General features: G+C 73.3%; 25 protein-coding genes. 14 read left to right on the forward strand and 11 right to left on the reverse strand.

The window, feature by feature from the left end; translation table 11 throughout:
* Positions 1–52: 52 nt before the first annotated feature.
* From AC07AW_RS03570 to AC07AW_RS03595, 6 genes are all read right to left on the reverse strand, one after another.
* Positions 53–328, reverse strand: coding sequence for a chaplin (locus tag AC07AW_RS03570; protein ID WP_478813847.1), 276 nt, complete (start codon positions 326–328; stop codon positions 53–55).
* Between the two features lie 309 nt (positions 329–637).
* On the reverse strand, positions 638–1,114 hold the full coding sequence (locus tag AC07AW_RS03575) for a hypothetical protein (RefSeq protein ID WP_478813848.1): 477 nt from the start codon (positions 1,112–1,114) through the stop codon (positions 638–640).
* Between the two features lie 153 nt (positions 1,115–1,267).
* Complete coding sequence (locus tag AC07AW_RS03580; RefSeq protein ID WP_478813849.1) at positions 1,268–2,200, reverse strand: hypothetical protein; 933 nt, start codon at positions 2,198–2,200, stop codon at positions 1,268–1,270.
* Positions 2,201–2,434: 234 nt separating this feature from the next.
* Positions 2,435–2,710 carry a hypothetical protein gene (locus AC07AW_RS03585; protein ID WP_392150829.1) on the reverse strand — a complete coding sequence of 92 codons (276 nt, stop codon included), beginning with the start codon at positions 2,708–2,710 and terminating at the stop codon, positions 2,435–2,437.
* A gap of 224 nt (positions 2,711–2,934) precedes the next feature.
* The gene (locus tag AC07AW_RS03590) at positions 2,935–3,810 is read right to left on the reverse strand and encodes a hypothetical protein (RefSeq protein ID WP_478813850.1); all 876 of its coding nucleotides are present in this window, start codon (positions 3,808–3,810) and stop codon (positions 2,935–2,937) included.
* A gap of 276 nt (positions 3,811–4,086) precedes the next feature.
* Positions 4,087–4,326: a chaplin gene (locus AC07AW_RS03595; protein ID WP_478813851.1), complete on the reverse strand. Its 240-nt coding sequence runs from the start codon at positions 4,324–4,326 to the stop codon at positions 4,087–4,089.
* Between the two features lie 382 nt (positions 4,327–4,708).
* On the opposite strand from AC07AW_RS03595, the gene AC07AW_RS03600 reads away from it, so the two are divergent.
* The 9 genes from AC07AW_RS03600 to AC07AW_RS03640 are packed head-to-tail and all read left to right on the forward strand — an operon-like array spanning position 4,709 to position 15,351.
* Positions 4,709–5,767, forward strand: coding sequence for a DUF3344 domain-containing protein (locus AC07AW_RS03600; RefSeq protein ID WP_478813852.1), 1,059 nt, complete (start codon positions 4,709–4,711; stop codon positions 5,765–5,767).
* 1 nt (position 5,768) lies between these two features.
* Complete coding sequence (locus tag AC07AW_RS03605; protein ID WP_478813853.1) at positions 5,769–6,905, forward strand: glycosyltransferase; 1,137 nt, start codon at positions 5,769–5,771, stop codon at positions 6,903–6,905.
* Positions 6,902–8,350, forward strand: coding sequence for a sugar transferase (locus AC07AW_RS03610; protein WP_478813854.1), 1,449 nt, complete (start codon positions 6,902–6,904; stop codon positions 8,348–8,350). The genes AC07AW_RS03605 and AC07AW_RS03610 overlap by 4 nt, the downstream gene beginning before the upstream one ends.
* Before the next feature lie 2 nt (positions 8,351–8,352).
* Entirely contained in the window at positions 8,353–9,663 is a 1,311-nt protein-coding gene (locus AC07AW_RS03615) for an O-antigen ligase family protein (RefSeq protein ID WP_478813855.1), read from the forward strand.
* Positions 9,656–11,683, forward strand: coding sequence for a murein biosynthesis integral membrane protein MurJ (gene murJ / locus AC07AW_RS03620; RefSeq protein ID WP_478813856.1), 2,028 nt, complete (start codon positions 9,656–9,658; stop codon positions 11,681–11,683). The genes AC07AW_RS03615 and murJ overlap by 8 nt, the downstream gene beginning before the upstream one ends.
* The gene (locus tag AC07AW_RS03625; protein ID WP_478813857.1) at positions 11,583–12,383 is read left to right on the forward strand and encodes a polysaccharide deacetylase family protein; all 801 of its coding nucleotides are present in this window, start codon (positions 11,583–11,585) and stop codon (positions 12,381–12,383) included. The genes murJ and AC07AW_RS03625 overlap by 101 nt, the downstream gene beginning before the upstream one ends.
* A complete protein-coding gene (locus AC07AW_RS03630) occupies positions 12,380–13,513 on the forward strand; it encodes a glycosyltransferase (RefSeq protein WP_478813858.1) in 1,134 nt (377 codons plus the stop codon). The genes AC07AW_RS03625 and AC07AW_RS03630 overlap by 4 nt, the downstream gene beginning before the upstream one ends.
* 12 nt (positions 13,514–13,525) lie before the next feature.
* Positions 13,526–14,212 carry a YveK family protein gene (locus AC07AW_RS03635; protein ID WP_478813859.1) on the forward strand — a complete coding sequence of 229 codons (687 nt, stop codon included), beginning with the start codon at positions 13,526–13,528 and terminating at the stop codon, positions 14,210–14,212.
* Positions 14,209–15,351, forward strand: coding sequence for a GNAT family N-acetyltransferase (locus tag AC07AW_RS03640; RefSeq protein WP_478813860.1), 1,143 nt, complete (start codon positions 14,209–14,211; stop codon positions 15,349–15,351). The genes AC07AW_RS03635 and AC07AW_RS03640 overlap by 4 nt, the downstream gene beginning before the upstream one ends.
* A 27-nt stretch (positions 15,352–15,378) precedes the next feature.
* On the opposite strand, the gene AC07AW_RS03645 is transcribed toward AC07AW_RS03640, so the two are convergent.
* Positions 15,379–17,058 carry a glycoside hydrolase family 26 protein gene (locus tag AC07AW_RS03645; RefSeq protein WP_478813861.1) on the reverse strand — a complete coding sequence of 560 codons (1,680 nt, stop codon included), beginning with the start codon at positions 17,056–17,058 and terminating at the stop codon, positions 15,379–15,381.
* Between the two features lie 155 nt (positions 17,059–17,213).
* Between AC07AW_RS03645 and AC07AW_RS03650 the strand changes: the two genes are divergently transcribed.
* Positions 17,214–18,521, forward strand: coding sequence for a carboxylate--amine ligase (locus tag AC07AW_RS03650; protein WP_478813862.1), 1,308 nt, complete (start codon positions 17,214–17,216; stop codon positions 18,519–18,521).
* Between the two features lie 26 nt (positions 18,522–18,547).
* A complete protein-coding gene (locus AC07AW_RS03655) occupies positions 18,548–19,804 on the forward strand; it encodes an FAD-dependent oxidoreductase (RefSeq protein WP_478814380.1) in 1,257 nt (418 codons plus the stop codon).
* Positions 19,805–19,871: 67 nt separating this feature from the next.
* On the opposite strand, the gene AC07AW_RS03660 is transcribed toward AC07AW_RS03655, so the two are convergent.
* Positions 19,872–20,105, reverse strand: coding sequence for a chaplin (locus tag AC07AW_RS03660; RefSeq protein ID WP_478813863.1), 234 nt, complete (start codon positions 20,103–20,105; stop codon positions 19,872–19,874).
* Positions 20,106–20,292: 187 nt separating this feature from the next.
* Positions 20,293–20,703 carry a rodlin gene (locus AC07AW_RS03665; RefSeq protein ID WP_478814381.1) on the reverse strand — a complete coding sequence of 137 codons (411 nt, stop codon included), beginning with the start codon at positions 20,701–20,703 and terminating at the stop codon, positions 20,293–20,295.
* A gap of 222 nt (positions 20,704–20,925) precedes the next feature.
* Between AC07AW_RS03665 and AC07AW_RS03670 the strand changes: the two genes are divergently transcribed.
* Positions 20,926–21,336: a rodlin gene (locus AC07AW_RS03670; RefSeq protein ID WP_392150842.1), complete on the forward strand. Its 411-nt coding sequence runs from the start codon at positions 20,926–20,928 to the stop codon at positions 21,334–21,336.
* An 81-nt stretch (positions 21,337–21,417) separates the two neighbouring features.
* Here the strand turns inward: AC07AW_RS03670 and AC07AW_RS03675 are convergent, their stop codons facing one another.
* Entirely contained in the window at positions 21,418–21,594 is a 177-nt protein-coding gene (locus AC07AW_RS03675; protein WP_478813864.1) for a hypothetical protein, read from the reverse strand.
* A gap of 148 nt (positions 21,595–21,742) precedes the next feature.
* Here AC07AW_RS03675 and AC07AW_RS03680 point away from each other — a divergent pair, with 148 nt between their 5' ends.
* Positions 21,743–22,783, forward strand: a complete 1,041-nt coding sequence (locus AC07AW_RS03680; protein WP_478813865.1) for an LCP family protein — start codon at positions 21,743–21,745, stop codon at positions 22,781–22,783.
* A 93-nt stretch (positions 22,784–22,876) separates the two neighbouring features.
* A complete protein-coding gene (locus AC07AW_RS03685; RefSeq protein ID WP_478813866.1) occupies positions 22,877–23,284 on the forward strand; it encodes a rodlin in 408 nt (135 codons plus the stop codon).
* Positions 23,285–23,358: 74 nt separating this feature from the next.
* Here the strand turns inward: AC07AW_RS03685 and AC07AW_RS03690 are convergent, their stop codons facing one another.
* A complete protein-coding gene (locus tag AC07AW_RS03690; RefSeq protein WP_478813867.1) occupies positions 23,359–25,380 on the reverse strand; it encodes a thioredoxin domain-containing protein in 2,022 nt (673 codons plus the stop codon).
* Between the last annotated feature and the right edge of the window lie 40 nt (positions 25,381–25,420).

Below are 25,420 nucleotides of genomic sequence, written 5' to 3' on the forward strand. Positions count from 1 at the left end.
ACGGATGTCCCCCCGGCCGTCGGCCGGGGGGACATCCGTGTGAAGCGGGGGATCAGCCGCCGTAGCCGCCGTCGTCGTCGTGGCCACCGTCGGCGTTGATGCAGGTGTTGCCGAACGCCGGGTTCAGCAGCCCGATGACGTTGACGGTGTTGCCGCAGAGGTTGACCGGCACGTGGACCGGGACCTGGACGACGTTGCCGGAGGCGACACCGGGAGAGTGGGCGGCGACGGCCTCGGCGCCCGAGTCGGCGACGGCCAGGCCGGCTCCGCTGAGGGCAACGGCACCCGTGCCGGCGAGAACAGCGGCAGCCTTCGCGATGCGAGACATCAAGAACTCCTTGGACGTGGAAAGCGACCGCAGGAATCACGGCCGTCACTTCCGTTCAACGCCTGTCCCCGTTCCGGGTCACGGCCATGGGTCCGACATTGGTCCGAACGGGAAGAAGGAAAACCGAAAAAATGGCCCGCGACCCGAAGGGCGTCCGCCGCCGGATACGACGGAACGCCTTCGGCCCGCGGGCCGCGGCCATGCGACAAGCCTTCTCTTGCAACGACCGACATCCCTTGGGGTGGCGGGGAAGAATCGTGTCTTCACCCGCCCGGTCAACGGTCGTACGAATGAACGGGGCCGTTCGCGTCAGCCCGCGTCCTGCGCCAGACCCAGCTGGGGGTCGAGGGCTCCGCTGAGCACCGGGGTGAGAAGACCGACCTGGGGCTTCGCCAGGTCCGGAAGCCCGGCGAGCCCGTTGCCTCGGGGGGCCTCCAGCGGATTGCCGACGACGGCGCCCGGGGTGGCCGCCTTCATCTCCGAGTGCGGGCTGCTGAGCAGGGCACGGCCGGGCTCGCTGCCCTTGAGGAGCTCGGGCAGCGGCGCGTCGACGACGGTCTCCGGCAGGGTGCCGGCGAGCGGGACGCTGGGCAGGGTGAGGTCCGGGAGCGCGCCGAGGCCCTTCTGGAAGCCGGTGGGCGCGCCGGGCATCGGGACGGGCACGCCGGTCGCCACGGTCGGCGCGTCCATCGGCAGGACCGGGTCGAGGCCCTGGAGCGGGACGATCACCGGGGCCTCGACGGCGGCGGCGGGGGAGGCCAGGGCGGCGGAGGCGATTGCGGTCATGAGGAGTCCCATGCCCGCGCGAGAACGCAGAGTCATACGAGGAGAACGAGCCCCTTCGCCGAAACGTCGCGGGACTAACCCATGTGCAGCAACGCGCAGGGCCCTCACCGGTGAAGGCGAGGGCCCTGGTTGACGCGCTGTCGACGTGCAGGGTCAGTGGCGGCGGGCGATGCGTCCGCCGCGGAGGTAGACGACGGTGCCGCCGATGATCAGGGCGGCGCTGACCGCTGCGGCGCCCATGAGCATGGGCTCGCTACCTGTGTCGGGCAGGTGCGGGTGCCCGGGGTGGCTGGGGTGCCCGGGCGACGAAGGATGGTCCGTGGGCCCCTCGCACCCGTAACCCGAGTCCTCGTCACAGTCACCGGGGCCCGGGTGGGTGGGCGGGGTGGTGTGGGTGGGAGGCGTGGTGTGGGTGGGAGGCGTGGTGTGCGTGGGGGGCGTCGAGCTCGGCGGGCTCGTGGGGCCCTCACACCCGTACCCGTAACCCGAGTCCTCGTCACAGTCACCGGGGCCCGGGTGGGTGGGCGGAGTGGTGTGCGTGGGAGGCGTGGTGTGGGTGGGCGGGGTGGTGTGCGTAGGGGGCGTGGTGTGCGTAGGGGGCGTGGTGTGCGTCGGAGGCGTCGTGTGCGTCGGAGGCGTCGTGTGCGTCGGCGGCGTGGTGTGGGTGGGGGGAGTGGTGTGCGTGGGGGGCGTGGTGTGGGTCGGCGGCGTCGTGTGGGTCGGCGGCGTCGTGTGCGTGGGAGGAGTGGTGTGCGTAGGGGGTGTGGTGTGCGTGGGCGGCGTCGTGTGCGTCGGCGGCGTGGTGTGGGGCGGATGCGTGGGACCCGGCTCCTCGCCGTAGCCGCCGGGTTCCTCCGCTTGGGCGCAGAGGTCGCCGACGGCTTCCGCGACGAAACCGCCGAGTTCCATGCTCTTGCCGCAGACGTCGGCGGGCAGGGGGGCCTGGACATGGCCGGCCGGGCCCGAGCCGGGGCCGTTGCCGGTACCGGCGTGGGCGTTCGCGGCCAGGGCGAATCCGCCGCTCAGCGACAGAATGCCGGTCGCTGCCGCCGCGGTGAGTACTTTCCTGCTGATGATGGACCGCATACCGCTCTTCCTCTGGAGAAAGGGAGAGACCGGCGAGGATCCCCCCTCGCTCCGACCGGCCTGATCCACACCGAAGTTCACGAGGGATCGGCCAGAGGGTATGGGTCGGCGCCCGGCGTGCCGCCGGGGCCACACGGCAGCTGATCAGAAAATCATTCGATCAGCCGACCGTGAGGAACAGCGGCACGAAGGGCCGCCGTAAGAGCCCGTGGGGACGGGGTTGCTGAGCTTGTGTCAGCCGGCCAGGCCGCCGGGGACCGGGAGGCCGCCGAGCAGCGGGGCGCCCTTGGTGGCGGTGTTCAGCTGGTCCGCCGCCTTCGTCACGGTCTGGACCGGGGAGCCGTCCGTGGTGCTGCTCAGCATGTCGCTCTTCAGTCCGTTGGCGGCGATCGCTTCGAGGCCACCGTTCAGGCTGGTGGGGGTCAGCGCCTCCGACGCCATGGCGGGCGCGGCGGCACCCAGGGCCATCAGCGAACCGGCGACGACCGCGGCAACCTTGGTGGGCTTCATGGAGTGAATCCTTCCTCTGGGCTTTCAAGTCACGTTCTGTACAGGGTTCTTGGCCGAATCCTGTACATCGTTCTGCTTCTGTAACGAGGAGTGAGCGCCCCGGAAACTCCGGGAGGAAGGATTTCTCGGTACTGCACCCGATCGATGCGGGCCGGTGTGATTTGCCGATCGCACACGTCTGTGCCGGTCCGGTGGAGGCCGGACCGGCACAGGGGCGCGGGGTACTACCGGACGGGCAGCGGGGGCTTGACCGGCAGTTCGGGCGCGGCGACCGGCGGGTCGACGGGCAGCTCGGGCGCGGTGACCGGGAGCGCCGGGAGCTGGGGCAGACCGGCCAGGTCCGGTGCGGGCAGCCCGCTGCCGAGCACGGTGGCGACGGCCAGGTTGACCAGCGAGGTCAGGGTCGAGGTGACCTGCGGTACGACTCCGCCGGCGTCGCCGGAGGTGACGGCGGCGAGCAGGCCGGCGACGGCCTTCTCGACGGTCGCGAGCGCGTCGGACACGATGTCGGCTGGGGCGGCCTTGCCGGCCGCGGCGGCCGCCGCACCGGCCGCGACGGGCAGGGTGGCGGGCGGCTTCACGGGCAGGTCCGCCGCGGGCGGTTTCACCGGAAGCCCGGCCGCGGGCGGGGTGGCCGGCAGCTCGGCCGCCGGCGGTTTCACCGGGAGGTCGGCGGCCGGGGGCGTGACCGGGAGGTCCGCCGCGGGCGGGGTCACGGGCAGCTCGGCCGCCGGAGGGGTCACCGGGGTCTCCGGCGCCGGGGTGTCCGGGAGCGGGGCCGGGACCGTGGCCTTCGCCTCGTCGACCGCCGCGGCGATCTTGGTCTTGAGGGCCTCGGCGTCGGCCGCGGGCAGCTGGCCGGAGTCGGCCTTGAGCGCGGCCGTGACGAGTTCGGTCACGGGGGTGGTCACCGAGCCGAGGTCGCCGAGCGCTTCGGCCTGGGCGAGGAGTGCGGCGGCGTCGGGGAGGGGCGCGTGGGCGGCCCGTTCGGCCGCGGTGGACGGGTGGTGTTCGCCGGCGAAGGCGGGTCCCGCCATGCCGAGGGTGAGGGCGGCGGATATCGCCAGGGCGGTGAGGCGGCGTGTAGCCAGGGGACGCATATGTGTTCCTTTTCCTTATGCGTCGGACAACTGCTCTCTCACGGTGCCTGCGGGTATAGCGCTCCGCAACCGCAGAACTACTGAGCGCCACGCCTCCGTTCGAGTGAATCCTCCCCCGCGGCCTGCCCCCCGGAGGGGCGTACGCCGTTGCACCGAACGGCGCACGAGGGTGCGTCCGAACGAGGACCGAACCAGTGCCGGCAAGGAAAAAGCCGGTGCGCCCACCCCGGCGGGGTGGGCGCACCGGCTTCGGAAGGACCGATCAGGCGTGCGAGATCAGGCGTTGATGCAGGTGTTGCCGAAGGCCGGGTTCAGCGCGCCGATGACGCTGACGGTGTTGCCGCAGAGGTTGACCGGGATGTGGACCGGGACCTGGACGACGTTGCCGGAGAGGACACCGGGGGACTTCACGGCCGCGGCCTCGGCGCCGGCGTCGGCGGAGGCGGCACCGGCGGTACCGGCGACGGCGGCGGCAGCACCGACGGTCAGGACAACGGCCTTGGCGATACGGGACATGGGGAGGGGCTCCTCGATCGAAATCATCGGACTCGGACTGCGCGGACTGTTCGGCCCGGCTCCCTCAACAACGCCCCGGGCTTTCATCGGTTGCTCTCCCGAACGGGTGACGTTCAACCGATCTTTGGGCCATAGGAGGGCCATTGGAGGGACTGGGCGTGGAATGGCGCAACACGCACAACGAGGAACCGGCCGCGCGGATACGGGAGTTAGCGTTTCCGGGCATCTAATGCTTACTATCGCCCCGCATCGGGGTTATAACGTTCCCGAACGTTGCTTCCGGGCCCGCCGCGCGTTCACCCATTTCGTGTGGACGACACCTTCTTCTCCCCCGGCCTACTCGGGTCTTCCCTCCCTTCTCTCATCAAAGCGGAGAACCTGTATGCGGAATTCAGCGCTTCTTGCTGTGCGTCGCAGCGTGTTGTGCGCCGTGTCGTGTGCGGCCCTGTCCGCCGCGCTGCCCGGGGCCTCCGCAGCTGCACCCCGGCCGCGGGAGGCGAGCCGCGTCCCCTTCGCCGCGCGCCACCAGGCCGTGCAGCACGGGGGGATCGTGCGCGCCGCCAACACCTCGGCGAAGGGCGCGAAGGGCACCGAGAGGGTCAACGACGGCGCCACCATCCGATACGTCGACGTGGACAAGGACCCGAACACGTACAACTCCAGCCGTGCCGAGCTGGCGGTGCCGGCGGGTGCGCGGGTGACCTGGGCCCGTCTCTACTGGGGCGGGAACCTGCGGGTGGGCGAGCAGAAGCCGCCGAAGGACAACGGCCGCGTCCTGATCGCCGAGCCGGGCGGGCGGTACAAGGCGCTGCTCGCCGACTCCCTGATCGGCCACCGGACGGCCGACGGCGCCGACGCCTTCCAGGCCTCCGCCGACGTCACCGATCTGGTCCGCCGCTCGCACCCGGGGCAGTGGACCGTCGCCCAGGTCAACGTGGCCATGGGCCGTTCCACGGTGGGTGGCTGGGGCGGCTGGACGCTGGTCGCCGCGTACGAGAAGGCCTCGGAACCGCTGCGCAGGATCAGCGTCTGGGACGGTTTCGAAACGGTCGGTCCGCGCGCCGGCGAGCTGCGCGTACCGATCGACGGAAACCGTTTTCCCAAGGGCGTCTCCGGGCGTCTCGGACTGATCGCCTATGACGGCGACCGCGGCACTTCCGGGGATTACCTGACGGTGGAAACGAGCCGTTCGAAGAGCACCCGCCTCTCCGATTCCGCCAATTCCGCGGACGACGTGCTGAACTCCAGCATCACGGAATTCGGCGCCGGTCGTACCGTACGGCGACCCGATCGTACGAACACCCTCGGGTACGACTCCGACGTGTTCGACCTGCGGGGGGCGCTGCGCGCGGGGGGCGACCGGGTCCACGTCCGCATCGGCAGCCGGAAGGACACCGTCTGGCTCGGCGCGGTCTTCCTCCAGGCGGACGTCCGGCGCTGACGTGCTGTCACCACTTGATACGGACCTCGGGTCCGTCACCGTCCTGCACGCGGTCCAGCCCGGCGACGGCGGGGTCGCCCGTGTCGTCGTCGACCTGGTCCGCGCCCAGCGCACCGCCGGCCTGCGGGTCGCGGTCGCCTGCCCGCCCGGCACCGGGCTCTCGGCCGCCGTCCGCGCCGAGGGCGCCGAGACCCACGACTGGCGGGCCGGCCGCGACCCCGGTCCCGCCGTCCTCCGCGAGACGAGGGAGCTGGCGCGGCTGATCCGCACGGTCCGGCCCGGGCTCGTCCACGCGCACAGCGCCAAGGCCGGGCTGTGCGCCCGACTCGCCCTGCGGGGGCGGATTCCGACGGTGTATCAGCCGCATGCCTGGTCCTTCGAGGCGGTCGAGGGAAGGACCGCCGCGCTCGCCCGGCGCTGGGAGCGGTTCGGCGCCCGGTGGGCGGACCGGATCCTGTGCGTGAGCGAGGCCGAGCGCCGTACCGGCGAGGAGGCCGGCGTCATGGCGGACTGGTCCGTCGTCCACAACGGTGTGGACACGGCCCGGTTCGCGACCGACGGCCCGCCCGACAACCCGGCGCCCACCGTCGTCTGCGTGGGCCGGCTCTGCCGTCAGAAGGGGCAGGACGTCCTGCTCGCCGCCTGGCCCGCCGTCCTCGCCGAGGTGCCCACGGCGCAACTCGTCCTGGTCGGCGACGGCCCGGACGAGGAGGCGCTGCGGGCCCTCGCGGGTGAATCGGTGCGGTTCACCGGGGCCGTCGAGGACACCGTGCCCTGGTACCGGGCCGCCGACGTGGCCGTCCTGCCGTCCCGCTGGGAGGGCATGGCGCTCGCGCCCCTGGAGGCCATGGCCGCCGGCCGGCCGGTCGTCGTCAGCGACGTCGACGGGGCGCGCGAGAGCCTGCCGCCCGCCCATGAACCCCTGTGCCTGGTCCCGCCCGAGGACCCGGCCGCGCTCGCCGCCGCTCTGAGCCGCCTCCTCGGCAGGCCGGAGCTGCGGCACCACCTGGGCCGCGAGGCCCATGAGCACGTCCTCAGCAGATTCGATGTCCGGCGCACGGGCGCGGCCGTCGCGGACGTCTACCGCGAGCTGGCCGGGGTGCGGGGGGCCGAGCACAGAGAGCCGATTGCGCAGTGACCACGGAAAGCACCAGCGTCCCCTCCTCGCCGGGCCCCTGGCCCACGGCGAGCCAGGCCTTCGGCCTCGTCTCCCTCGCGCCGCGCCGCGGGGCGCCCGGCCGGCTGGCGATGCCGCGCCACCGCCGTGTGCGGCAACGGTCCGGCGTGGCCTCGCTCGTGGCGGTCGACGCCCTGGCCGTCCTCGCCGCCGCCTCGATGCTGAGCGCGGCGCACCAGGACGTCCGGCTCCTGCTGCCGGTCGTGGCGGTCGTCCTCGTCCTCGACGGGCACGCGGGGCTCTACCGGCCGGCCGCGCACACCCGGGCCCTCGACGAGCTGCCCGCGCTGGGCTCCCGCGCCGGGTTCGCGTGGTGTCTGGCGGCGGCCGCGGTCGCCGCGTACTCCCCTGCCCTGGCGATCGGACCGCTGCGGCTCTGCGCCGCCTACGCCCTTCATGTCGCCCTGGTGTGCCTGGTCCGCGCGGTGCTGCTCGGGCGGCGGCGCCGGATCGCCCGGGAGCGGCCCCGGTCCGCGCTCGTCATCGGCGGGACCGGAGCGGCGCGCCGGTTCGCCGCGGCGGCCGCCCAGCACCCCGAGTACGGGGTGCGGCCGGTGGGGATCGTGGGCGTGCCGGAGCAGGGCGGTGCCCGGGGCGCCGGGGAGGCCGGGCTTCCGGTGCTCACCACGACCGAGGAGATCCACCGGGCCGTCATCCAGAACACCGTGCGCGACGCGGTGTTCCTCGACGACGACCCGGGTCTGGTGACGCTCTTCCAGCAGTACGGCTGCGCCACCTGGCGGGTCGGCGGCCGGCAGCAGGACGGGCCGATGGGCGCGCACATGTGGGGGTACGCCTGGCAGCGGATCGTCCCGCTGGGCGAGCGGCGCGGGCGGGCCGCGAAGCGGGCCCTCGACATCGCGCTCGCCGTGCCCGCGCTCGCCGTCGCACTGCCGGTGCTGCTGCTGTGCGCGCTCGCGGTGCGGCTCTCGGACGGTCCCGGGGTGCTCTTCCGGCAGGAGCGGGTGGGCCAGCACGGGCGGCACTTCACGCTGCTCAAGTTCCGTACGCTGCGCCCCTCCGACGACACCGAGTCGGCGACCCGCTGGAACGTGGCGGGCGACCGGCGGATGAGCGCGGCCGGCAGCTTCCTGCGGAAGTCCTCGCTGGACGAGCTTCCGCAGCTGTGGAACGTGCTGCGCGGGGACATGAGCCTGGTCGGTCCCCGTCCCGAACGCCCGTACTTCGTCGCACAGTTCAGCAAGGTCCACGCGGGGTACGCGGCCCGGCACCGGATGCCGGTGGGGCTCACGGGTCTGGCGCAGGTGCACGGGCTGCGCGGCGACACCTCGATCGAGGACCGCTGCCGCTTCGACAACCACTACATCGACCACTGGTCGCTCTGGCAGGACGTCTGCATCCTGCTGCGCACGGCGGCCGGGCTCGTCCGACCCACGGGGAGCTGAGGATGGCCACGGCCGTGACGGCGACGGGGACCGGCCCGGACGTACGGGACCGGCTGCGCCGGGCCGGGGCGCTGTCCCCGGTCCTCGCCGTGATCGCGCTGCTGCTCGTCCCGGGCGGCGGCGGCGCGCAGGGCGGCACCGGGGGCACGGGGACGGTCGCGGACGCGGCCTCCGGGCTCCTGGTCCTGATCTGTCTGGTGCGGGTGGTGCGCGGCGGGGCCCGGCCGCTGACCCGGGCGGCGGCCGTCGTCCTCGGTCTGCCGGTGTTCGGGATCTGTCTGGCCGCGATCACCTCGCACGACCCGGCGGCGAGCCTGCCGGGCGTCGCCCGTTACGTACAGGTCTTCGTGCTGGTGCCGGCGGCCGTGCTCCTGATGATCCGCGACCGGCGGGACTTCGCCGTGATCGCCTGGGGCCTGGTCTCGTTCGCGCTGCTCCAGGGCGCGGTCGGCGTCGCCCAGTACCTGACCGGCACGGGCGCCTCGTACCAGGGCGAGGACATCCGGGCCGTCGGCACCTTCGGCGCCACCGACGTGATGGGCATGGCGACGGTCGTGGCGTACGGGCTCGTCGTCTCCGTCGGGATCGCGCTCGGCAGCGGTCCCGGGCGCGTCCGCACGGCCGCGACGGTCTGCGCGGGGCTGCTCTTCCTGCCGCTGGTGCTGTCGTTCAGCCGGGGCGCGTGGATCGCGACCGTCCTCACCTGCGCGCTCCAGCTGCTGCTCGCGGGGGTACGGCGGGCGGCCCGGGTGGCGCTCGTGGCGGCCGCGCTCGGGGTGGTCCTCGTCGGCGGCCTCGGGATCGGTTCGGAGATGGTGAAGGAGCGGGTCGCCAGCATCACGCAGGTGACGGCCGCGCCGGACCAGTCGGTGACGGACCGGTACACGATGTGGGCGGCGGCCGGGCGGATGTGGCGCACGGAGCCGGTCACGGGCGTCGGCCTCAAGGGCTTCCCCCAGTACCGCGACTCGAACGCCTCGCTCGCCCTCTCCTCCGGCAGTGACACCGCCGGTGCGGGGGCGGGCTTCGCGCGCCAGCCGCTGCTGTCCCCGCACAACATGTACCTCCTCGTGCTGAGCGAGCAGGGCCTGGTGGGGCTGCTCGCCCTGGCGGGCAGCTGGGTGGCGCTGCTCGTCGGCGCGCTGCGGCGGCAGCGGCTCGGCGCGGACTGCGCGCTCGTCGCGACGGGCCTGCTGGCCTGGCAGCTCGTCGACTTCTTCTACGCGGACATCGGCGGCCCCTCGACGGTCCTGATGTCCGTCGTGTTCGGTCTGGCGGCCTGGTGGTCGCTGGCGGAGGTGAGGCGTGCGTGACCCGTGGGCCGGGGAACCGGAGCCCACGGACGCGCCGTGGGCCGACGGGCCACCCCCTTCGCCCCGGCCGCCCTGCGGCACCCCGCTGACCGACCCCTGGCCCACCACGCCTCCGGGCCCCACGGACTCCCCGTGGCCCCCGGGGGCCGTCGTGCTGCCGGGGGACGGTTCGGCGACGGGGGCGGGGGCCGGGGCCGTACGTGCCGCCCACGCCGCCGCCGGGGCCGGTGCGCGGCACGGCCGAGGCCCGGCTGCGGGCGAGCTGATCGCCGGGGCCCGGTGGGTCACGCGTCAACGCGCCTCGGCTCCGGTCGCCGCGCCGCCCGCTCCCGTCTCCGGGCGCCGGGCCCACGCGCGTGCCGCCGCCCCCGGTGGCGGCGGGTTCCTCGCGAAGGCGGCGGCCGTGACCGCCGGGCTCACCGCGGCCGGGGCGGTCCTCGGGCTCGTGCGGGACCAGATCATGGCCGGGTACTTCGGGGCCGGGACCGGGACCGACGCGTTCCTGGTGGCGTGGACGGTGCCCGAGTTCGCCTCGACGCTGCTCATCGAGGACGCGATGGCGCTGATCCTGGTGCCCGCCTTCTCCCGTGCCCTGGCCCGCCGTTCGGCCGGCCTGTCCGACGACCCGGTGCGCGCCCTGGTGCGCGGGACGCTCCCCCGGATCGTCCTCGCCCTCGGCGTCGCCGCCGTCGTCCTGATCGTCGCGGCGCCGCTGCTGGTGGCCGCGCTGGCCCCGGGGCTTCCCGACCCGGCGCTCGCCGTCGACTGCACCCGGCTCACCGGGACCTGTGTGCTGTCCTTCGCCCTGGTGGGGTACTGCTCGGCGGCGCTCCGCGCGCACGGCCGGTTCCTGCCGCCGGCGGCCATCTACGTCGCGTACAACACGGGGATCATCGGCACGATCCTGGTGCTGCGCGAGCCGTGGGGCGTGCGGTCCGCCGCCGCCGGGGTCGCCGTCGGCGGCGTCCTGATGGTCCTCGTCCAGGCGCCCACGCTCCTGCGGGAGCTCCGTGCACCCCGGCGCAGGGAGCCGTCTGCGCCCGCGCCCGCCACCACCGGCGAGGGGCGCATCCTGGTCCTCGGACTCATCGCGCCCGTCGTCGCGTTCTCGCTGTGCCGCCAGTCCCAGACCCTGATCGAACGGTTCCTCGCCTCGCCGCTCCCCGCCGGCGCCATCTCGCATCTGAACTACGCGCAGAAGGTCGCGCAGATGCCGATGATCCTCTCCCTGATGCTGTGCACGGTCAGCTTCCCGGTCGTCGCCCGCGCGCTCGCGGCGGGCGATCCCGAGGCGGCCCGCCGGCGGGTCGAGCGGGATCTGCTGCTCGCCGCCGTCGTCGTGCTCGTCGGCTCCTCGACGGTAATCGCCGCCGCCCCCCGCATCGTCGAACTGCTCTTCGAACGGGGTGAGTTCACGGGCGCCGACACCACCGCGACCGCCGCCGTCATGCGGGTGTACGCGCTCGGCCTGCTCGGCCAGACGATGGTCGGCGCGCTCGTCCGCTGCTACTTCTCCGCCGCCCGCCCGCTCTGGTACCCGGCGGCCGCCATGGCCGCGGGGCTCGTCACGACCGCCGCCGCCGGCGTCCCCGGCGCCCACTACTGGGGCGCGGTCGGCATCGCCGCCGCCAACGCCCTCGGCATCACCCTCAGCGCCGTCCTGCTGCTGCGGGGCGCGCACCGCCAGGCCGTCCCGATCCACGTCGGCCGGCTCGGCGAGGGGCTGCTCCGGCTCGCCACCGCGAGCGCCTGGGCCACCGGTGCCGGCTGGCTCTGCCAGCTGGCCGTCGGCTCCGCCCTCCTCGCCGTCGCCGTCGCAGGACTGGTCGTCGTCGGCGTCTTCCTGCTCTTCATCTCCTGCGCCGCCAAAGCGCCCGAGATCCCGCCCCTGCCCCGCTCCGCCTTCCGGAGGACCCCCCATGCCCGCCGCCACCGCGCTGCGCCGCTCGCTGCCGAAGCCGCCCCTGTGGAAGCCGCCCCTGTGGGTGGCGATGTACCACTCGATCACGGACACCGCTGACGATCCGTACCGGGTGACCGTCTCCCCCGTGCGCTTCGCCCGGCAGCTGCACTGGCTCGGCGACCGGGGGCTGCGCGGGGTGTCGGTGCGGGAGCTGCTCGCCGCCACCGCCGAGGGGCGCGCCAAGGGGCTCGTGGGCCTGACCTTCGACGACGGGTACGCGGACTTCCTCGACTCGGCGCTGCCGCTGCTGCGGCGGCACGGCTTCACGGCGACGGTGTACGTCCTGCCGGGCCGCCTCGGCGGCGAGAACGGCTGGGACACCGACGGGCCGCGCAAGCCGCTGCTCGACGAGCACGGCATCCGGCAGATCGCCGAGGCCGGCATGGAGATCGGCTCGCACGGCCTGCGGCACGTCCCGCTCACCGAGGCCGACGACGCGACGCTCGCCGCCGAGACCCTGCAGAGCCGTGAGCTCCTGGAGGAGATGACCGGCCGTCCGGTGGACGGCTTCTGCTACCCGTACGGGCAGGTCGACCCGCGCGCGATCCACGCCGTACGCAAGGCCGGCTACCGCTACGCCTGCGCGATCGACCCGGGCCCGCACACCGGCACGTACGCCCTGCCCCGCGTCCACATCGGCGAGAACGACACCCCGTTGCGGCTCACCGCCAAGCGCGTCCTGCACCCGCTGCGGCGCCGTCACCCCGGCGACCTGTTCCCCGCCCCGCAGGGCCCGGCCGCGGTCGGTGCGCCGTGAAGGTCCTGCACGTCATCACCGGCCTCGGCATCGGCGGCGCCGAGCAGCAGCTGCGGCTCCTGCTCCGCCACCTGCCGACGCGCAGCGAGGTGGTCACGCTCACCAACCCCGGCGCGGTCGCCGCCGGCATCCAGGCCGACGGCACGCCCGTCACCCACCTCGGGATGACCGGGAACCGGGACCTGGGGGCGCTGCCGCGGCTCGCCCGGATCGTCCGGCAGGGCCGTTACGACCTCGTCCACACGCACCTGTACCGGGCGTGCGTGTACGGCAGGACGGCGGCGCGGCTCGCCGGGGTCCGCCGGGTCATCGCCACCGAGCACTCCCTCGGCGAGACGCAGATCGAGGGCCGGCCGCTCTCCGCGGGCACCCGCGCGCTCTATCTGGCCTCCGAGCGGCTCGGCACGTCCACGGTCGCCGTCTCGCCCAGCGTCGCCCGCAGGCTCGCCGACTGGGGGGTGTCCCCGGACCGCATCCGGGTGGTGCCGAACGGCATCGAGACCGGCCGGTTCGCCTTCGACGCGCACGCCCGGCGCCGCACCCGGGGCATCCTCGGCATCCCCGAGGACGCGTACGTCGTCGGCGGCGTCGGACGGCTCACGCCCGGAAAGCGGTTCGACCGGCTCGTCCGGGCGGTGGCCTCGGTGCCGGAGGCCCGGCTGCTCCTCGTCGGCGAGGGCGAGCACCGCGAGGAGCTCCTGCGGATCGCCCGCGAGTGCGGGGCCGCCGGCCGGATCCTCCTCGCCGGGGCCTGCGAGGACCCGCCGGCCGTCGCCCCGCTCGGGCCGACGCTGCCCGAACTCCTCGCCACCATGGACGTGTTCGTGTCCACCTCCCCCGACGAGACCTTCGGGCTCGCGGTAGTCGAGGCGCTCGCAGCGGGCCTTCCCGTGCTGTACGTGGCCTGCCCGGCGATCGACGACCTGCCCCCGGACGCGGCACCGGGCGCGCGCCGGATCGGCGAGTCCGTACCCGAGCTGATCTCGGCGCTGCGCGGCATCCGGGACGCCCGGCTCGCCCGGCTCCCGCTGCCGGAAGCCGCCCGCCGCTACGACATCGCGCACAGCGCACGGCAGTTGATGCACCTCTACGACCAGGCCGTCCACGGCACCCCGTCCCCAGCGAAGTGAGAGAGCCCGACCATGAACACCACCCCACCCCGCGCCTTCCTCCCCGCCGGTCTGCGCTCCCCGGGCCGCTGGGCCGTCCTCCCGGCGGCCGTCCTCACCGGCGCGGCCCTCGGCGGCGGCTACGGCGCCCTGAAGACCCCGGAGTACGCGGCGACCAGCTACGTCATCGTCGTACCGGCGGAGAAGTCCGACCCGGCGGCGGTGCTCGGCTTCGCGCAGGCGTACGGGCGGGTCGCCACCGACATCGCGGTGACCGGCGACGCCCAGGTGTGGGCGGGGGTCACGGCCGACACCCTGCGGAAGAACGTGCAGGCCGCGACCTCCCCCGACGCGCCGATGATCTCGATCACCGCACGGTCGGCGAAGCCCGCCCAGGCGGTCTCGATGGCCGACGGGGTGGCCCGCGCGCTCGTCCTGAACAGCACGCACGTCGCCGGCAACACCGGGGTGAAGGTCGTCCAGTTCTCCCGCGCCACCAAGCCCGTCGCCCCCGTCTCCCCGTCCGCGCCGCTCTCCGCGCTCGTCGGCGGCTGCGCGGGCGGCCTCCTCGGCGGCCTGGTCCTCCTGGTCCGCCCGAAGCGCGCGGCCACGCGCGGCGAGGCCCGGCACTCCCGGCAGTCCACCGTCCCGGCCACGCACGCCACGTCCGCAGCGGTGCCCGCCCCGGCGGTCGCCACGCACCAGGCGGAGGCGGTGTGAGCCCGAGAACCCCCGTCACCCGGAGAGCCCTGCGGACCGAGATCTGCCGTGACGAAGCGGAGTTCGGGCGGCTTTCGGCCGAGTGGACGGCGCTGTACGGGCGCTGCTCCTCCGCCACCCCCTTCCAGTCCCACTCCTGGCTGCACTCCTGGTGGCTCTCGTATGGCAGGCCCGGCGCGCTGCGGGTGGTGCTCGTACGGCGCGAGGACGGCGCACTCGTCGCCGCCGCGCCCCTGATGCGGGCCCGCGGGCCGCTGCCCGTCCTCACCCAGCTCGGCGGCACCATCACCGACTTCACGGACGTCCTCCTCGACGACGACTGCCCGGAGGCGGCGCCCACCCTCGCCGGGGCCCTCGCCCGGGCCGCCCGGGGCGCGGTCCTGGACCTGCGGGAGGTCCGGCCCGGCGCCGCCAGCGAACGGGTCTTCGCCCACTGGCGCGGCCCGCGCCGCCGGCTGCCCGACTCGCTCTGCCTGGAGCTGCCCGCCGTCCCCATGGAGGGGCTCCTCGAACGGATCCCGTCCGGGAAGGCCCAGCGGGTCCGCGCCAAGCTCCGGAAGCTCGACGCCCTCGGCATCGACGCGCGCGTGGTGTCCGGCGAGGAGGTGCCGGCCGCCCTCGACCGGCTCCTGAAGCTCCATCAACTCCAGTGGCAGGGCCGGGGCGTGACCGCCGAGCACACCAGCGAGCGGTTCGCCCAGCACCTCACCCGGGCCGTACGGCCCATGGTCGAGCGGGGCGACGCGATGGTCACCGAGTTCCGGCTCGCCGGGGACGTGGTCGCCGCCGACCTGACCCTGATGTCCCCCCGGCTCGCGGGCGGGTATCTGTACGGCGCCGACCCTTCGCTGCGCGCCCGCAAGGTCGACGTGGCGACGATGCTCCTTCGCCACGGGGCGCGCGAGACCAGCGCGGGCGGGCGGGCCACGCTCAGCATGCTGCGGGGCAGCGAGTCGTACAAGCAGCACTGGCGGCCCGAACCGGTCCGCAACCGCCGGCTGCTCCTCACCGGGCGCGGTACGGCCCCGCTCCTCTGGCTGCGCGCGGGCGCGGCCGACGCCCGGCGCTGGGCGGCCCGGCAGGCGCGGGAACGGGCCTGGGTGGGGCGGCTGCTCCGCCGGGCCGGCGGTGGCGGATGAGCTCCGCCGCCGCCGGCGTGAGGGGCCTCAGAAGGGCCAGACCGCCGTCAGGGTGTCCTTCCAGCCGAGGTCGACGTCGTCCTTCCAGTTGTTCTCCGGAACGCAGACGGACCCGCCGAGCCAGTGATCCACCCACGAACCGAGGTCGAGCGTCCAACACTGGGGCTTGGGCTCCGGCTTGGGCTCAGGCTTCGGCTCGGGCTTCGGTTCCGGCTTCGGCTCGGGCTTCGGCTCCGGCTTCGGCTCCGGCTTCGGCTCGGGCTTGGGCTCCGGCTTCGGTTCCGGCTTTGGCTCCGGCTTGGGTTCGGGCTTGGGTTCGGGCTTCGGCTCGGGCTTGGGCTCCGGCTTCGGTTCCGGCTTTGGCTCCGGCTTGGGTTCGGGCTTGGGTTCGGGCTTGGGCTCCGGCTTGGGCTCCGGCTTCGGCTCGGGCTTGGGTTCCGGCTTCGGCTCGGGCTTGGGTTCCGGCTTCGGCTCGGGCTTGGGTTCCGGCTTCGGCTCCGGCTTGGGTTCCGGCTTCGGCTCCGGCTTGGGTTCCGGCTTCGGCTCCGGCTTCGGCTCGGGCTTCGGCTCCGGCTTCGGCTCGGGCTTCGGCTCGGGCTTCGGCTCCGGCTTGGGCACAGGGATCGTCGGATCGGTCGGATCGGTCGGGTCCGTCGGATCGGTCGGGTCCACCGGGTCCGTCGGGATCGGCGGGAGTTCCGGTTCCGTGCCGTACAGCGCCTGCCGGAACACCAGCGACGACTGCGGGTTGTCGTCGCACTGCCAGACGCCGTGCGGACAGTAGTCGGTGATGGTGTGGTACAGCGGCTTGTGCTGCTTCATCCAGTCGAGCATGCGCCGCATGTATTCCGGGTTGTCGCCGTTCCGGAAGAGCCCCCATTCGGGATAGGAGATCTGCTTTCCGTGCTCGGCGGCGAAATCGACCTGCTTCTGGAGCCCGTACGGTTCGCTGACGTGCCGGTCGAAACTGCTCCCCCTCGGCTGGTCGTACGAATCCATGCCGATGATGTCGACGACGTCGTCGCCCGGGTAGCACTCGGTCCACGGAATCGCGTCGAGGCCGCGGCTCGGGTTGAAGTCGAAACGGAACTTCTGGCCCGGGACGGACCGCATCGCGGTGACGATCCGGTTCCAGTACTTCTTCCACGCGGCGGGATCGGGGGCGCACCGGTGGGTGTAGGTGGTGCCGTTCATCTCCCAGCCGAGGACGATGACGGTGTCGAGGGCCCCCTGCTCGACGAGCCGTTCGGCGAGGGTCGTGAAGTGGTGGTCGAAGTAGCCGGCGGCGCCGAGCTGGAGCTGTCGGCGGACCTCGTGGTCGGAGACGCGGGCCTCGTTGCGCTCCAGCATGGGCACGTTGAGGACGAACATGCGGTCGGTGCGCTCGTTGCGCCAGTCGGCCCAGGCGTCGAGGAAGCCGTGGGGTCCCTCGATGTTCTTCCAGAGGTCGCCAGGCAGGTAGGTGTGGCCTACACGGAGTTCATGGCCGCCGAGCCACCGTTCGAGCTGCCCGATGCGGGCGACACCGCGATCGCCCGAGTCGAGGAAGGCTCCCATCGCGGTGGCGAGGGTGGGTCCGGGGTCTTTCGTCGTCACGGATTCGGCGGCGTGGGCGGGGGACGAGAGGACGACCGAGCCCGTGGCGAGGAGGCCGGCGGTGAACACCCCCAGCCATCTTCTCGATGTTCTCCGGTATGCAGCTGCCATGGCCACTCCTTCGCCTCTACGCCATTTGATGGTCCGTCAATCCGATGTTCAGAAAGTATTCCTAATAAGCCGACCGTGAACTCCGCTTCCATCTGATCAGTAGTCCATTAGAGGATTTCATCGCCCAGTTGGGGCACCGAGATGAAGGGCCTGCCGTGCCGCGCCAGCGTTTCGACACCAGCGTCCCCACCGTCCTTGTGCGGCTCGACCGGAACCCCTTCCATCACGGCACGCTCGGCGCCGCCCGTTCGCTGGGGCGGGCGGGAATTCCGGTCCACGCCGTCATCGAATCGCGCACCAGTCCGGTCGCCCGCTCCCGTTTTCTCCGCTCGGCCCGCGTGCGCCCCGGGACGAACTCCCCCGCCGAGCTCGCCACCCTCCTGAACCGCATCGCCGAGGAGATCACCGACGACCCGTCGCATCCCCTGCTCGCCGTGCCGCTGGACGACGTGAGCGCCCTCGCGCTCGCCCGCCGCCGCCCCGGACTCGTCCCCCGCTTCCTGCTGCCCGAGCAGACGGAGGAGCAGCTGCTGCGGGTCGCCGACAAGGCGGCGCTCGCCGAGACCTGCGCGGACCTGGGCCTGCCCCACCCCCGTACCGAACTCCCCGAGGGCGCCGACGAGGCCGCCGCCATGGCGTGGTCGCTCGGGCTTCCGGTGGTCGCCAAGTGGAGCCGGCCCTGGCTGCTCCCGGCCGGCCGCGGGCTGCGGAGCACCACGATCGTGCGCTCCCTGGCCGAGGTGCGGGAGCTGTACGCGCGGACCGCGGAGGCCGGCAGCCGGCTGCTGCTCCAGGAGCTGCTCCCGGCGGGCCGGGACCTCGACTGGTTCTTCCACGGGTACGTGGACTCCGCCGGCCGCTGTCCGACCGGGGCGACCGGGCGCAAGGAGCGTTCCTGGCCGGACGGGGCCGGACTCACCGCCTCCGGCCGCTGGACGGCGAACCCGGCCGTCGACCGGACGGCCCGCGACCTGCTCGACGCGCTGGGCTACCGGGGGGTGTGCGACCTGGACTTCCGGCTGAACCGGGCGACCGGCGCGTACCACCTGCTTGACTTCAACCCCCGGCCCGGCGCGCAGTTCCGGCTCTTCACCGACCCGGACGGCCTGGACGTGGTCCGGGCGCTGCACCTGGACCTCACCGGCCGCCCCGTCCCGCCGCACTCCCCCGTGTACGGCCGCCGGTTCCTGGTCGAGAACTACGCGGCGCTGTCGCTGCTCGCCTCCCCGCGCCGCCGGTACGCGCCCGAGCCCGGCGGCGCGCGGGGGCGGACCGAGTGCGCCTGGTTCGCGGCCGACGATCCCCTGCCCGCGCTCGCCATGGGCCGCGCCTGGCTCGCGCACCTGCTGCGCAAGGCCCTTTCCGCGCTGCGCCGGGCGCTCGTGTCGCGCCGGGCGGGCCCGGCCGTCAGGCCCGCGGCGCCGCCGGCCCGTACCCCCACCGATCAGCTCACCCCACGATGAACGCGGAAGGCACGATGTCGAAGTCGATGTACGACCTGGTGGTGGTCGGGGCCGGACCCTACGGTCTGTCCGTGGCGGCCCACGCCGCGGCCCAAGGGCTGAGCCTCCGCACCTTCGGCCGCTCGATGGAGGCCTGGCACGCCATGCCCTCCGGCATGTTCCTGAAGTCGGAGCCCTGGGCGTCCCACCTCTCCGACCCGGAGGGGGCGTACGGCCTGGACGCCTACGCGGCGGCCAGGGGCGTCCGGGCCGGGCACGGCGTGCCGCTCCCGGTCGGCTTCTTCGCCGCGTACGGCGACTGGTTCGCCCGGCAGACCGTGCCCGTGCTCGACGAGCGGCTCGTCGGCTCGGTCCTACCCGCCGCCGGGGGCTTCGAGCTGCGCACGGAGGACGGCGAGACGGTGCGCGCCCGGACGGTGGCCCTCGCCGTCGGCGTCCTGCCGTTCCTGGACGTCCCCGGGCCGCTGCGGGGACTGCCCCGGCGGTACGTCACCCACTCCAGCCACCACGGCGAGCTCGACGGCTTCGCCGGCCGGGACGTCACCGTCGTCGGGGCCGGGCAGGCGGCCCTGGAGACCGCCGCGCTCCTCGTCGAGCGGGGCGCCGGAGCCGTACGGATCGTCGCCCGGGCCGGCCGGCTGCGCTGGAACACGGTGCCGCCGGCGCTCGACCGCGGCCTCTGGCCCTCGCTGCGTGCCCCGCACACGGGTCTCGGCTGCGGCTGGCGGAACAGGCTGTACGCGGACACCCCGGGGATCTTCCGGCGCCTCCCGGCCGCCACCCGCGAGCGGATCTTCGACTCGGCGCTCGGCCCGGCGGGCGCCTGGTGGCTCCGCGAGCGGTTCGCGGCGGTCGGCGACGTCCGCCTGGGACAGCGGATCACCACGGCGAGGGTGACCGGGGACGAGCGGCTGCGGCTCGACGTGGCCGGGCCGGACGGGACGACGGTCCTGGAGACGGACCACGTGATCGCGGCCACCGGCTTCACCCCGAGCCTGGACCGGGCCGGGGTCCTCTCCCCCGCGCTGCGCGGGGCGCTGCGGCGGGTCGGCGCGGGCGGCGCCCCGGAGGTCGGCGGCCTCTTCGAGTCCTCCTGGCCGGGCCTCTTCCTGGCCGGTCTGCTCACGGCCCCTTCGTACGGGCCGTCGATGCGGTTCGTCTTCGGCGCCGAGTACACGGCGGGACGGCTGGTGAAGGGCGTCCGGCAGCGGCTGCGGGCGGGCGCCGGTTCCGGCACGCCCGGCCGGCCGCGTACGGGTGGGCGGGCGCCCGTCCCGGCGTGACGGAGGGCCGGTCCCGGGGAGCGGCTGCTTTCCGGGACCGGCCCTCCGTGCCTGCGGGCGCCGGGACTCAGGCGTTGATGCAGGTGTTGAAGGCGGCCGGGTTCAGCGCGCCGATGACGTTCACGCTGTTGCCGCAGACGTTGATCGGGATGTGGATCGGGGCCTGCACGACGTTCCCGGAGAGGACACCCGGCGAACCGATGGCCCAGCCCTCCGCCTCCGCGTCCGCGAAGGCGGGCGACGCCACACCCATGGCCATGATGATTCCGGCGACGACGGCTGCAGCCTTCTTACAGTTCATTTCGTCTGGATCCTTTCCTCGGCGGAATGCATTTCCGCGGCATACAACACAACGAACATCCCGCACAAAGGAAACCGGAATAACACGGGCACCTGCTGTTTCACTCCATTGCCCGCACGACCCCTCACACGGAACAGGGCCGGAGGGAACGTGCCGTTCCTTCCGGCCCTGTCGTCCGCGGAACGGATCAGCCGTTGTAGGCGCCGTTCCCGGAGAGGATCGGGATGTCCTCGACGAGGTGCGACAGCGGCTCGTCGCCCTTGGCCTGGGTGGAGTTCTCCGCGCACTGCTGGTTCTGCGGGGAGGACAGGACGTTGACGTCCTGGACGGCGACCGGGACCAGGATGCCCACGACGGAACCGACGTTGCCCTTGACCGGGGCACCGAGGCAGAGCTTGTTCAGCGAGCCCTGGACGGCCGAGAACTGCGGGCTCATGTCGCCCTTGGTCTCGGAGTTGCCGAACTCCGAGTGCGCGCCGTTGCCGCTGAGCGAGGTCGTGCCGCCGTCGTCGGCGATGGCGAGCGCCGGGGAGGCCGCCGCAGCAGAAGCGCCGACAACAGAGGCCGTCACAGCCGCAGCCGCCATAATCTTCTTGATCACGGTGATTCCGTTCCTGTTCCCACCAATCGACCTGATTGATGCGACGGGATCAACTGCGGTCGCGGGCTTTGGTTCCGGCACTTCACTCGTTCGACTGTGTCTGTGTTTCGCGCTGCCGCGCGCGCTCCGCCAAGGGGGTGACACAGCGGAACCCCGGCGTCCGAAGGCCTGTTGATCAGGTCGCTCCCTGCACGGAGCCGGTTCTAGAAGGGAACTCCCGTGATCAAGAAGGTTATGGCCACCGCGGCCGCAGCCGTCTCCATCGTCGGCGCCACCGCCGCCGTGGCCACCCCCGCCCTCGCCATCGCCAACGACGGCGGCACCACGTCGCTGTCCGGCAACGGCGCGCACCAGGAGTTCGGCAACTCCAAGACCTACGGCAACATGAGCCCGCAGTTCGCGCTCGTCCAGGGCTCCCTGAACAAGCCCTGCGTCGGCCTGCCGGCCAAGGTCAACGCCGGTTCGATCGTCGGCCTCATCCCGATCGCCGTCCAGGACATCAACGTTCTGTCGTCCCCGCAGAACCAGCAGTGCACCGAGAACTCCACCCAGGCCAAGGGTGACGAGGCTCTGTCGCACATCCTGGACGACATCCCGGTCCTGTCGGGCAACGGCGTCGGCAACAGCTGACGTTCCGCCTGAGCACGACGACGTTCACACGTCAGGGGCCGCCCTCCGGGGCGGCCCCTTTCGTCTCCCCCGTTCCCACCGCTACCAGTTGGGCCAGACCGGGGTCGCCATGAGGCGCTCCCACTCCCGGTCGGGCATCCCCGGCACCGCCCGGCCCGCCTGCACCCACTGGGTGACCAGTGCGGAATAGAGAGGGAACGGATTGCTGTCGGCCGGGGGCGGGTCGCTCACATATCGGCTCTTCGGAATGAAGGCCATCCGTTCCCATTTTCCGGGATCCGGCGCCATTTTCGCTCCTTCCGCTGCGATTCCCGCATCATTACACAGGCGGAGCAGGAGAGTGATTCGTCCTGTTCATGTCGCGTCGCGTACCTGTGTACGAGGGGGTCGAAAATACGGTGCGGACATGAAATTCCCGCGCCTGCGGTCCGCCCGCCGTCCGCTGCTCGCCGCGGCGGCTTTCGCCGCCCTCGCCGCCCTCGCCCCCGGCGCCCTCGCCGTCACCCCCACCGGTCTGCCCGCCCCGGAGAAGGGGCTGAACCTCCTGGTCGTCGGCGTCGACAGCCGCAAGGGGCTCACCGAGGAGGAGAAGGAACGTTTCCATCTCGGCGGGAAGGAGTGCGACTGCACGGACGTGATCATGCTCGTGCACGTCTCCGCGGCGAACGACCGGGTCGACGTCGTCAGCCTGCCGCGCGACTCCCTCGCCTCCTTCCCGGAGGGACACCGCGACCGGCGCACCGGCCAGGTGCACCCCGCCCACCCGGCGAAGATCAACAACGCCTGGGCGGAGGGCGGCTCCGCCTTCGCGGTGGAGACCGTCGAGTCGATGACCGGGCTGCCGGTCCACCGCTACCTGGAGATCGACTTCCGGCGCTTCATGGACACCGTGGACCGCGTCGACGGCGGGGTGCCCATCTGTACGGAGCAGCCGCTCAAGGACCCGTCCACCGGCATCGACCTCCAGCCCGGGACCAAGCGCGTCGCGGGCGGCGAGGCGCTCCAGTACGTGCGGTCCCGGAAGGCCGACGGGCAGATGGACTTCGGCCGCATCCGGAAGCAGCAGAAGTTCGTGGTGAACACCCTGCGCCGGCTCCACGACGGGATCCTCGACGACCCGGAGCAGCTCAAGGCCCTCGCGGCGACCCTGCGCGGGACGACGGCGGCCGAGCGGGGGATCTCCACGGCGGAACTCCTCACGCTCGCCGCACACCTGAAGGACCTGCCCCCGGAGCGTACGGAGTTCGCGACCGTGCCCATCCGGGGCTTCAACCCGGACATCGAGGGCGTCGGGTCCACGGTCGGCTGGGACGAGGAAGGGGCCGCGGAGGTCTTCGGGCGGCTGGCCGAGGACCGGCCGCTGCCCGCCGGCACGGCCGTCACGCCGAGCGAGATCCCGGCCGCCACGTACCGGCCGGACAAGGGGTCATCGCTCATCTGCCCGTAGCCCGTCCGGTGGACTTCCCGGAACCTCCCGGCCACCGGCCAGTTGATCAGCACGGCTCGCCACTCAGCGGCCCGTATCCGAAAGGCCTGAACCATGAAGAAGCTCCTCGCGACGGCTGCCGTGGCCGCGTCCGTCCTCGGCGCGACGGCTGCCGGTGCCGGTCAGGCGCTCGCGATCGCCGACGACGGTGGCACCACCTCGCTCAGCGGCAACGGCGCCCACCAGGAGTTCGGCAACTCCGAGACGCACGGCGACATGAGCCCGCAGTTCGCGCTCGTCCAGGGCTCCCTGAACAAGCCCTGCGTCGGCCTGCCGGCCAAGGTCAACGCCGGTTCGATCGTCGGCCTCATCCCGATCGCCGTCCAGGACATCAACGTCCTGTCCTCCCCGCAGAACCAGCAGTGCACCGAGAACTCCACCCAGGCCAAGGGTGACGAGCCGCTGTCGCACATCCTCAGCGACATCCCGGTGCTCTCCGGCAACGGCGCCGGCAACAGCTGAGCCTCGGCACCCGGCCACGGCGCGGCCCCGCCGCCCCTCCTCGGAGGGGTCGCGGGGCCGTCCCCGTTCCGGGGTCAGAGCTTCCGGCGCAGCTCGGCCGGGTCGGTGACCGGCGCGTCACAGGTGAAGTGACGGCACACGTACGCGGCGGGTGACCCGGCCACGAGCGGCCGGTCCTTCAGGAGCGGGAACTCCTCGCCGCCGGGGGCTCCGGTGGCGAGGACCGCTCCGGGCGTGGTCGCCGCCAGGGCCGTACGGCGCAGCTCCCGGAAGGCCGGGTCGGAGGGGTCGCCGACGACGGCGATCTCGCGGGGCCCGTCGAGGAGGGCCTCGGCGACGGCCAGGCCCCAGCCGATGAAGCGGGGCGCGCGCGGGCCGAGGGCCTTGACCACGCCGAGGGCGCCCTCGGCGGCGGCGCGGTGGGGTTCGGAGCCGGTGTGCGCCGCGTACGAGAGGAGCGCTCCGGCGGCGGCGGTCCAGCCGGACGGGGTGGCGTTGTCGGTGGGGTCCTGGGGGCGCCGGATGAGGGACTCGGCGTCGTGGGCCGTGTCGTAGAGCGCGCCGCCCTCCGCGGTGAAGCGGTCGAGGACGAGGTCCAGGAGGAAGCCCGCGAACTCCAGCCAGGCGCCCTCGCCGGTGACGGCGGCGAGGGCGAGGAAGCCCTCGGCGACGTCGGCGTAGTCCTCCAGGACGCCCGCGTTGGTGCCGGGCCTGCCGTCCTTGGACGTCCGGGTGAGGCGGGCCGACTCGTCCATGTGGACGCGGACGAGGAGGTCGGCGGCCTCGGTCGCGCGCTCGACCAGGTCGGGGCGGTCGAAGAGGGCGCCGGTCTCGGCGAGGGCGGCGATCGCGAGGCCGTTCCAGGCGGCGACGACCTTGTCGTCACGGCCCGGGCGCTCGCGCTCCTCGCGGGCGGCGAGGAGCCGTGCCGCGATCGAGGCGATCCGGCCGGCGTCCGCCGGGCCGGCCTCCGGCGGGAGCTGGAGGACGGAGCTGCCCTCCTCGAAGGTGCCGTCCTCAGTGACGCCGTAGTGGGCGGCGGCGAGGGCGGCGTCCTCCGCGCCGAGGACCTCCGTGAGCTGGGCGGGGGTCCACACGTAGTAGGCGCCCTCGACGTGCCTGCCGGTGCCGTCGTCGGAGTCGGCGTCGAGCGCGGAGGCGAAGCCGCCCTCGGGGGTACGGAGCTCACGGACCAGGAAGTCCGCGGTCTCCAGGGCGATCCGGCGGGCCAGGTCGCTGCCGGTGGCCTTCCACAGGTGCGCGTAGATTCGACACAAAAGGGCGTTATCATAGAGCATTTTCTCAAAGTGGGGCACAACCCACGCCCGGTCGACGGCGTAACGGGCGAAGCCGCCGCCCAGCTGGTCGTAGATGCCGCCGCGGGCCATCGCCTCGCAGGTGTCGGCGGCCATCTGGAGGGCGCCCTCGGAGCCCGTACGGGCGTGGTGGCGGAGCAGGAACTCCAGGGCCATCGACGGCGGGAACTTGGGGGCGCCGCCGAAGCCGCCGCGGGTCGCGTCGTACTCGCGGGTGAGGGCGAGGAGGGCCCCCGCGAGCTCCTCCTCGCCGGGGACGCCGTCGCCGCCGTAGGCGAGGGAGCGGCCCGCGAGGTCCTTCACGATCCGGTCTGCCACCTCGTCGACCTCGCCGCGGCGGTCGGCCCAGGCGGTCCTGACGCCCTCCAGGACCTCCGGGAAGGACGGCATGCCGTGGCGGGGCTCGGGCGGGAAGTACGTACCGAAGTAGAAGGGGGCGGCGTCCGGGGTGAGGAAGACGGTCATCGGCCAGCCGCCCTGGCCCGTCGCGGCCTGCACGGCCTCCATGTAGACGGCGTCGACGTCGGGGCGCTCCTCGCGGTCGACCTTGACGGCGACGAAGTGGTCGTTGACGAGGGCGGCGATGGTGTCGTCCTCGAAGGACTCGTGCGCCATGACGTGGCACCAGTGGCAGGAGCTGTACCCGACGCTGAGCAGCACGGGGACGTCGCGGCGCCGGGCCTCCTCGAAGGCCTCGGCCGACCACGGCCACCAGTCGACCGGGTTGTCGGCGTGCTGCAGGAGGTACGGGGAGGTCTCATGGGCCAGTCGGTTCGGCATGTCTCCATCCTGCCGCAGCGGTCTCCTCCTTTCTCCGCTC

This window comes from Streptomyces sp. NPDC044003, from assembly GCF_056435185.1.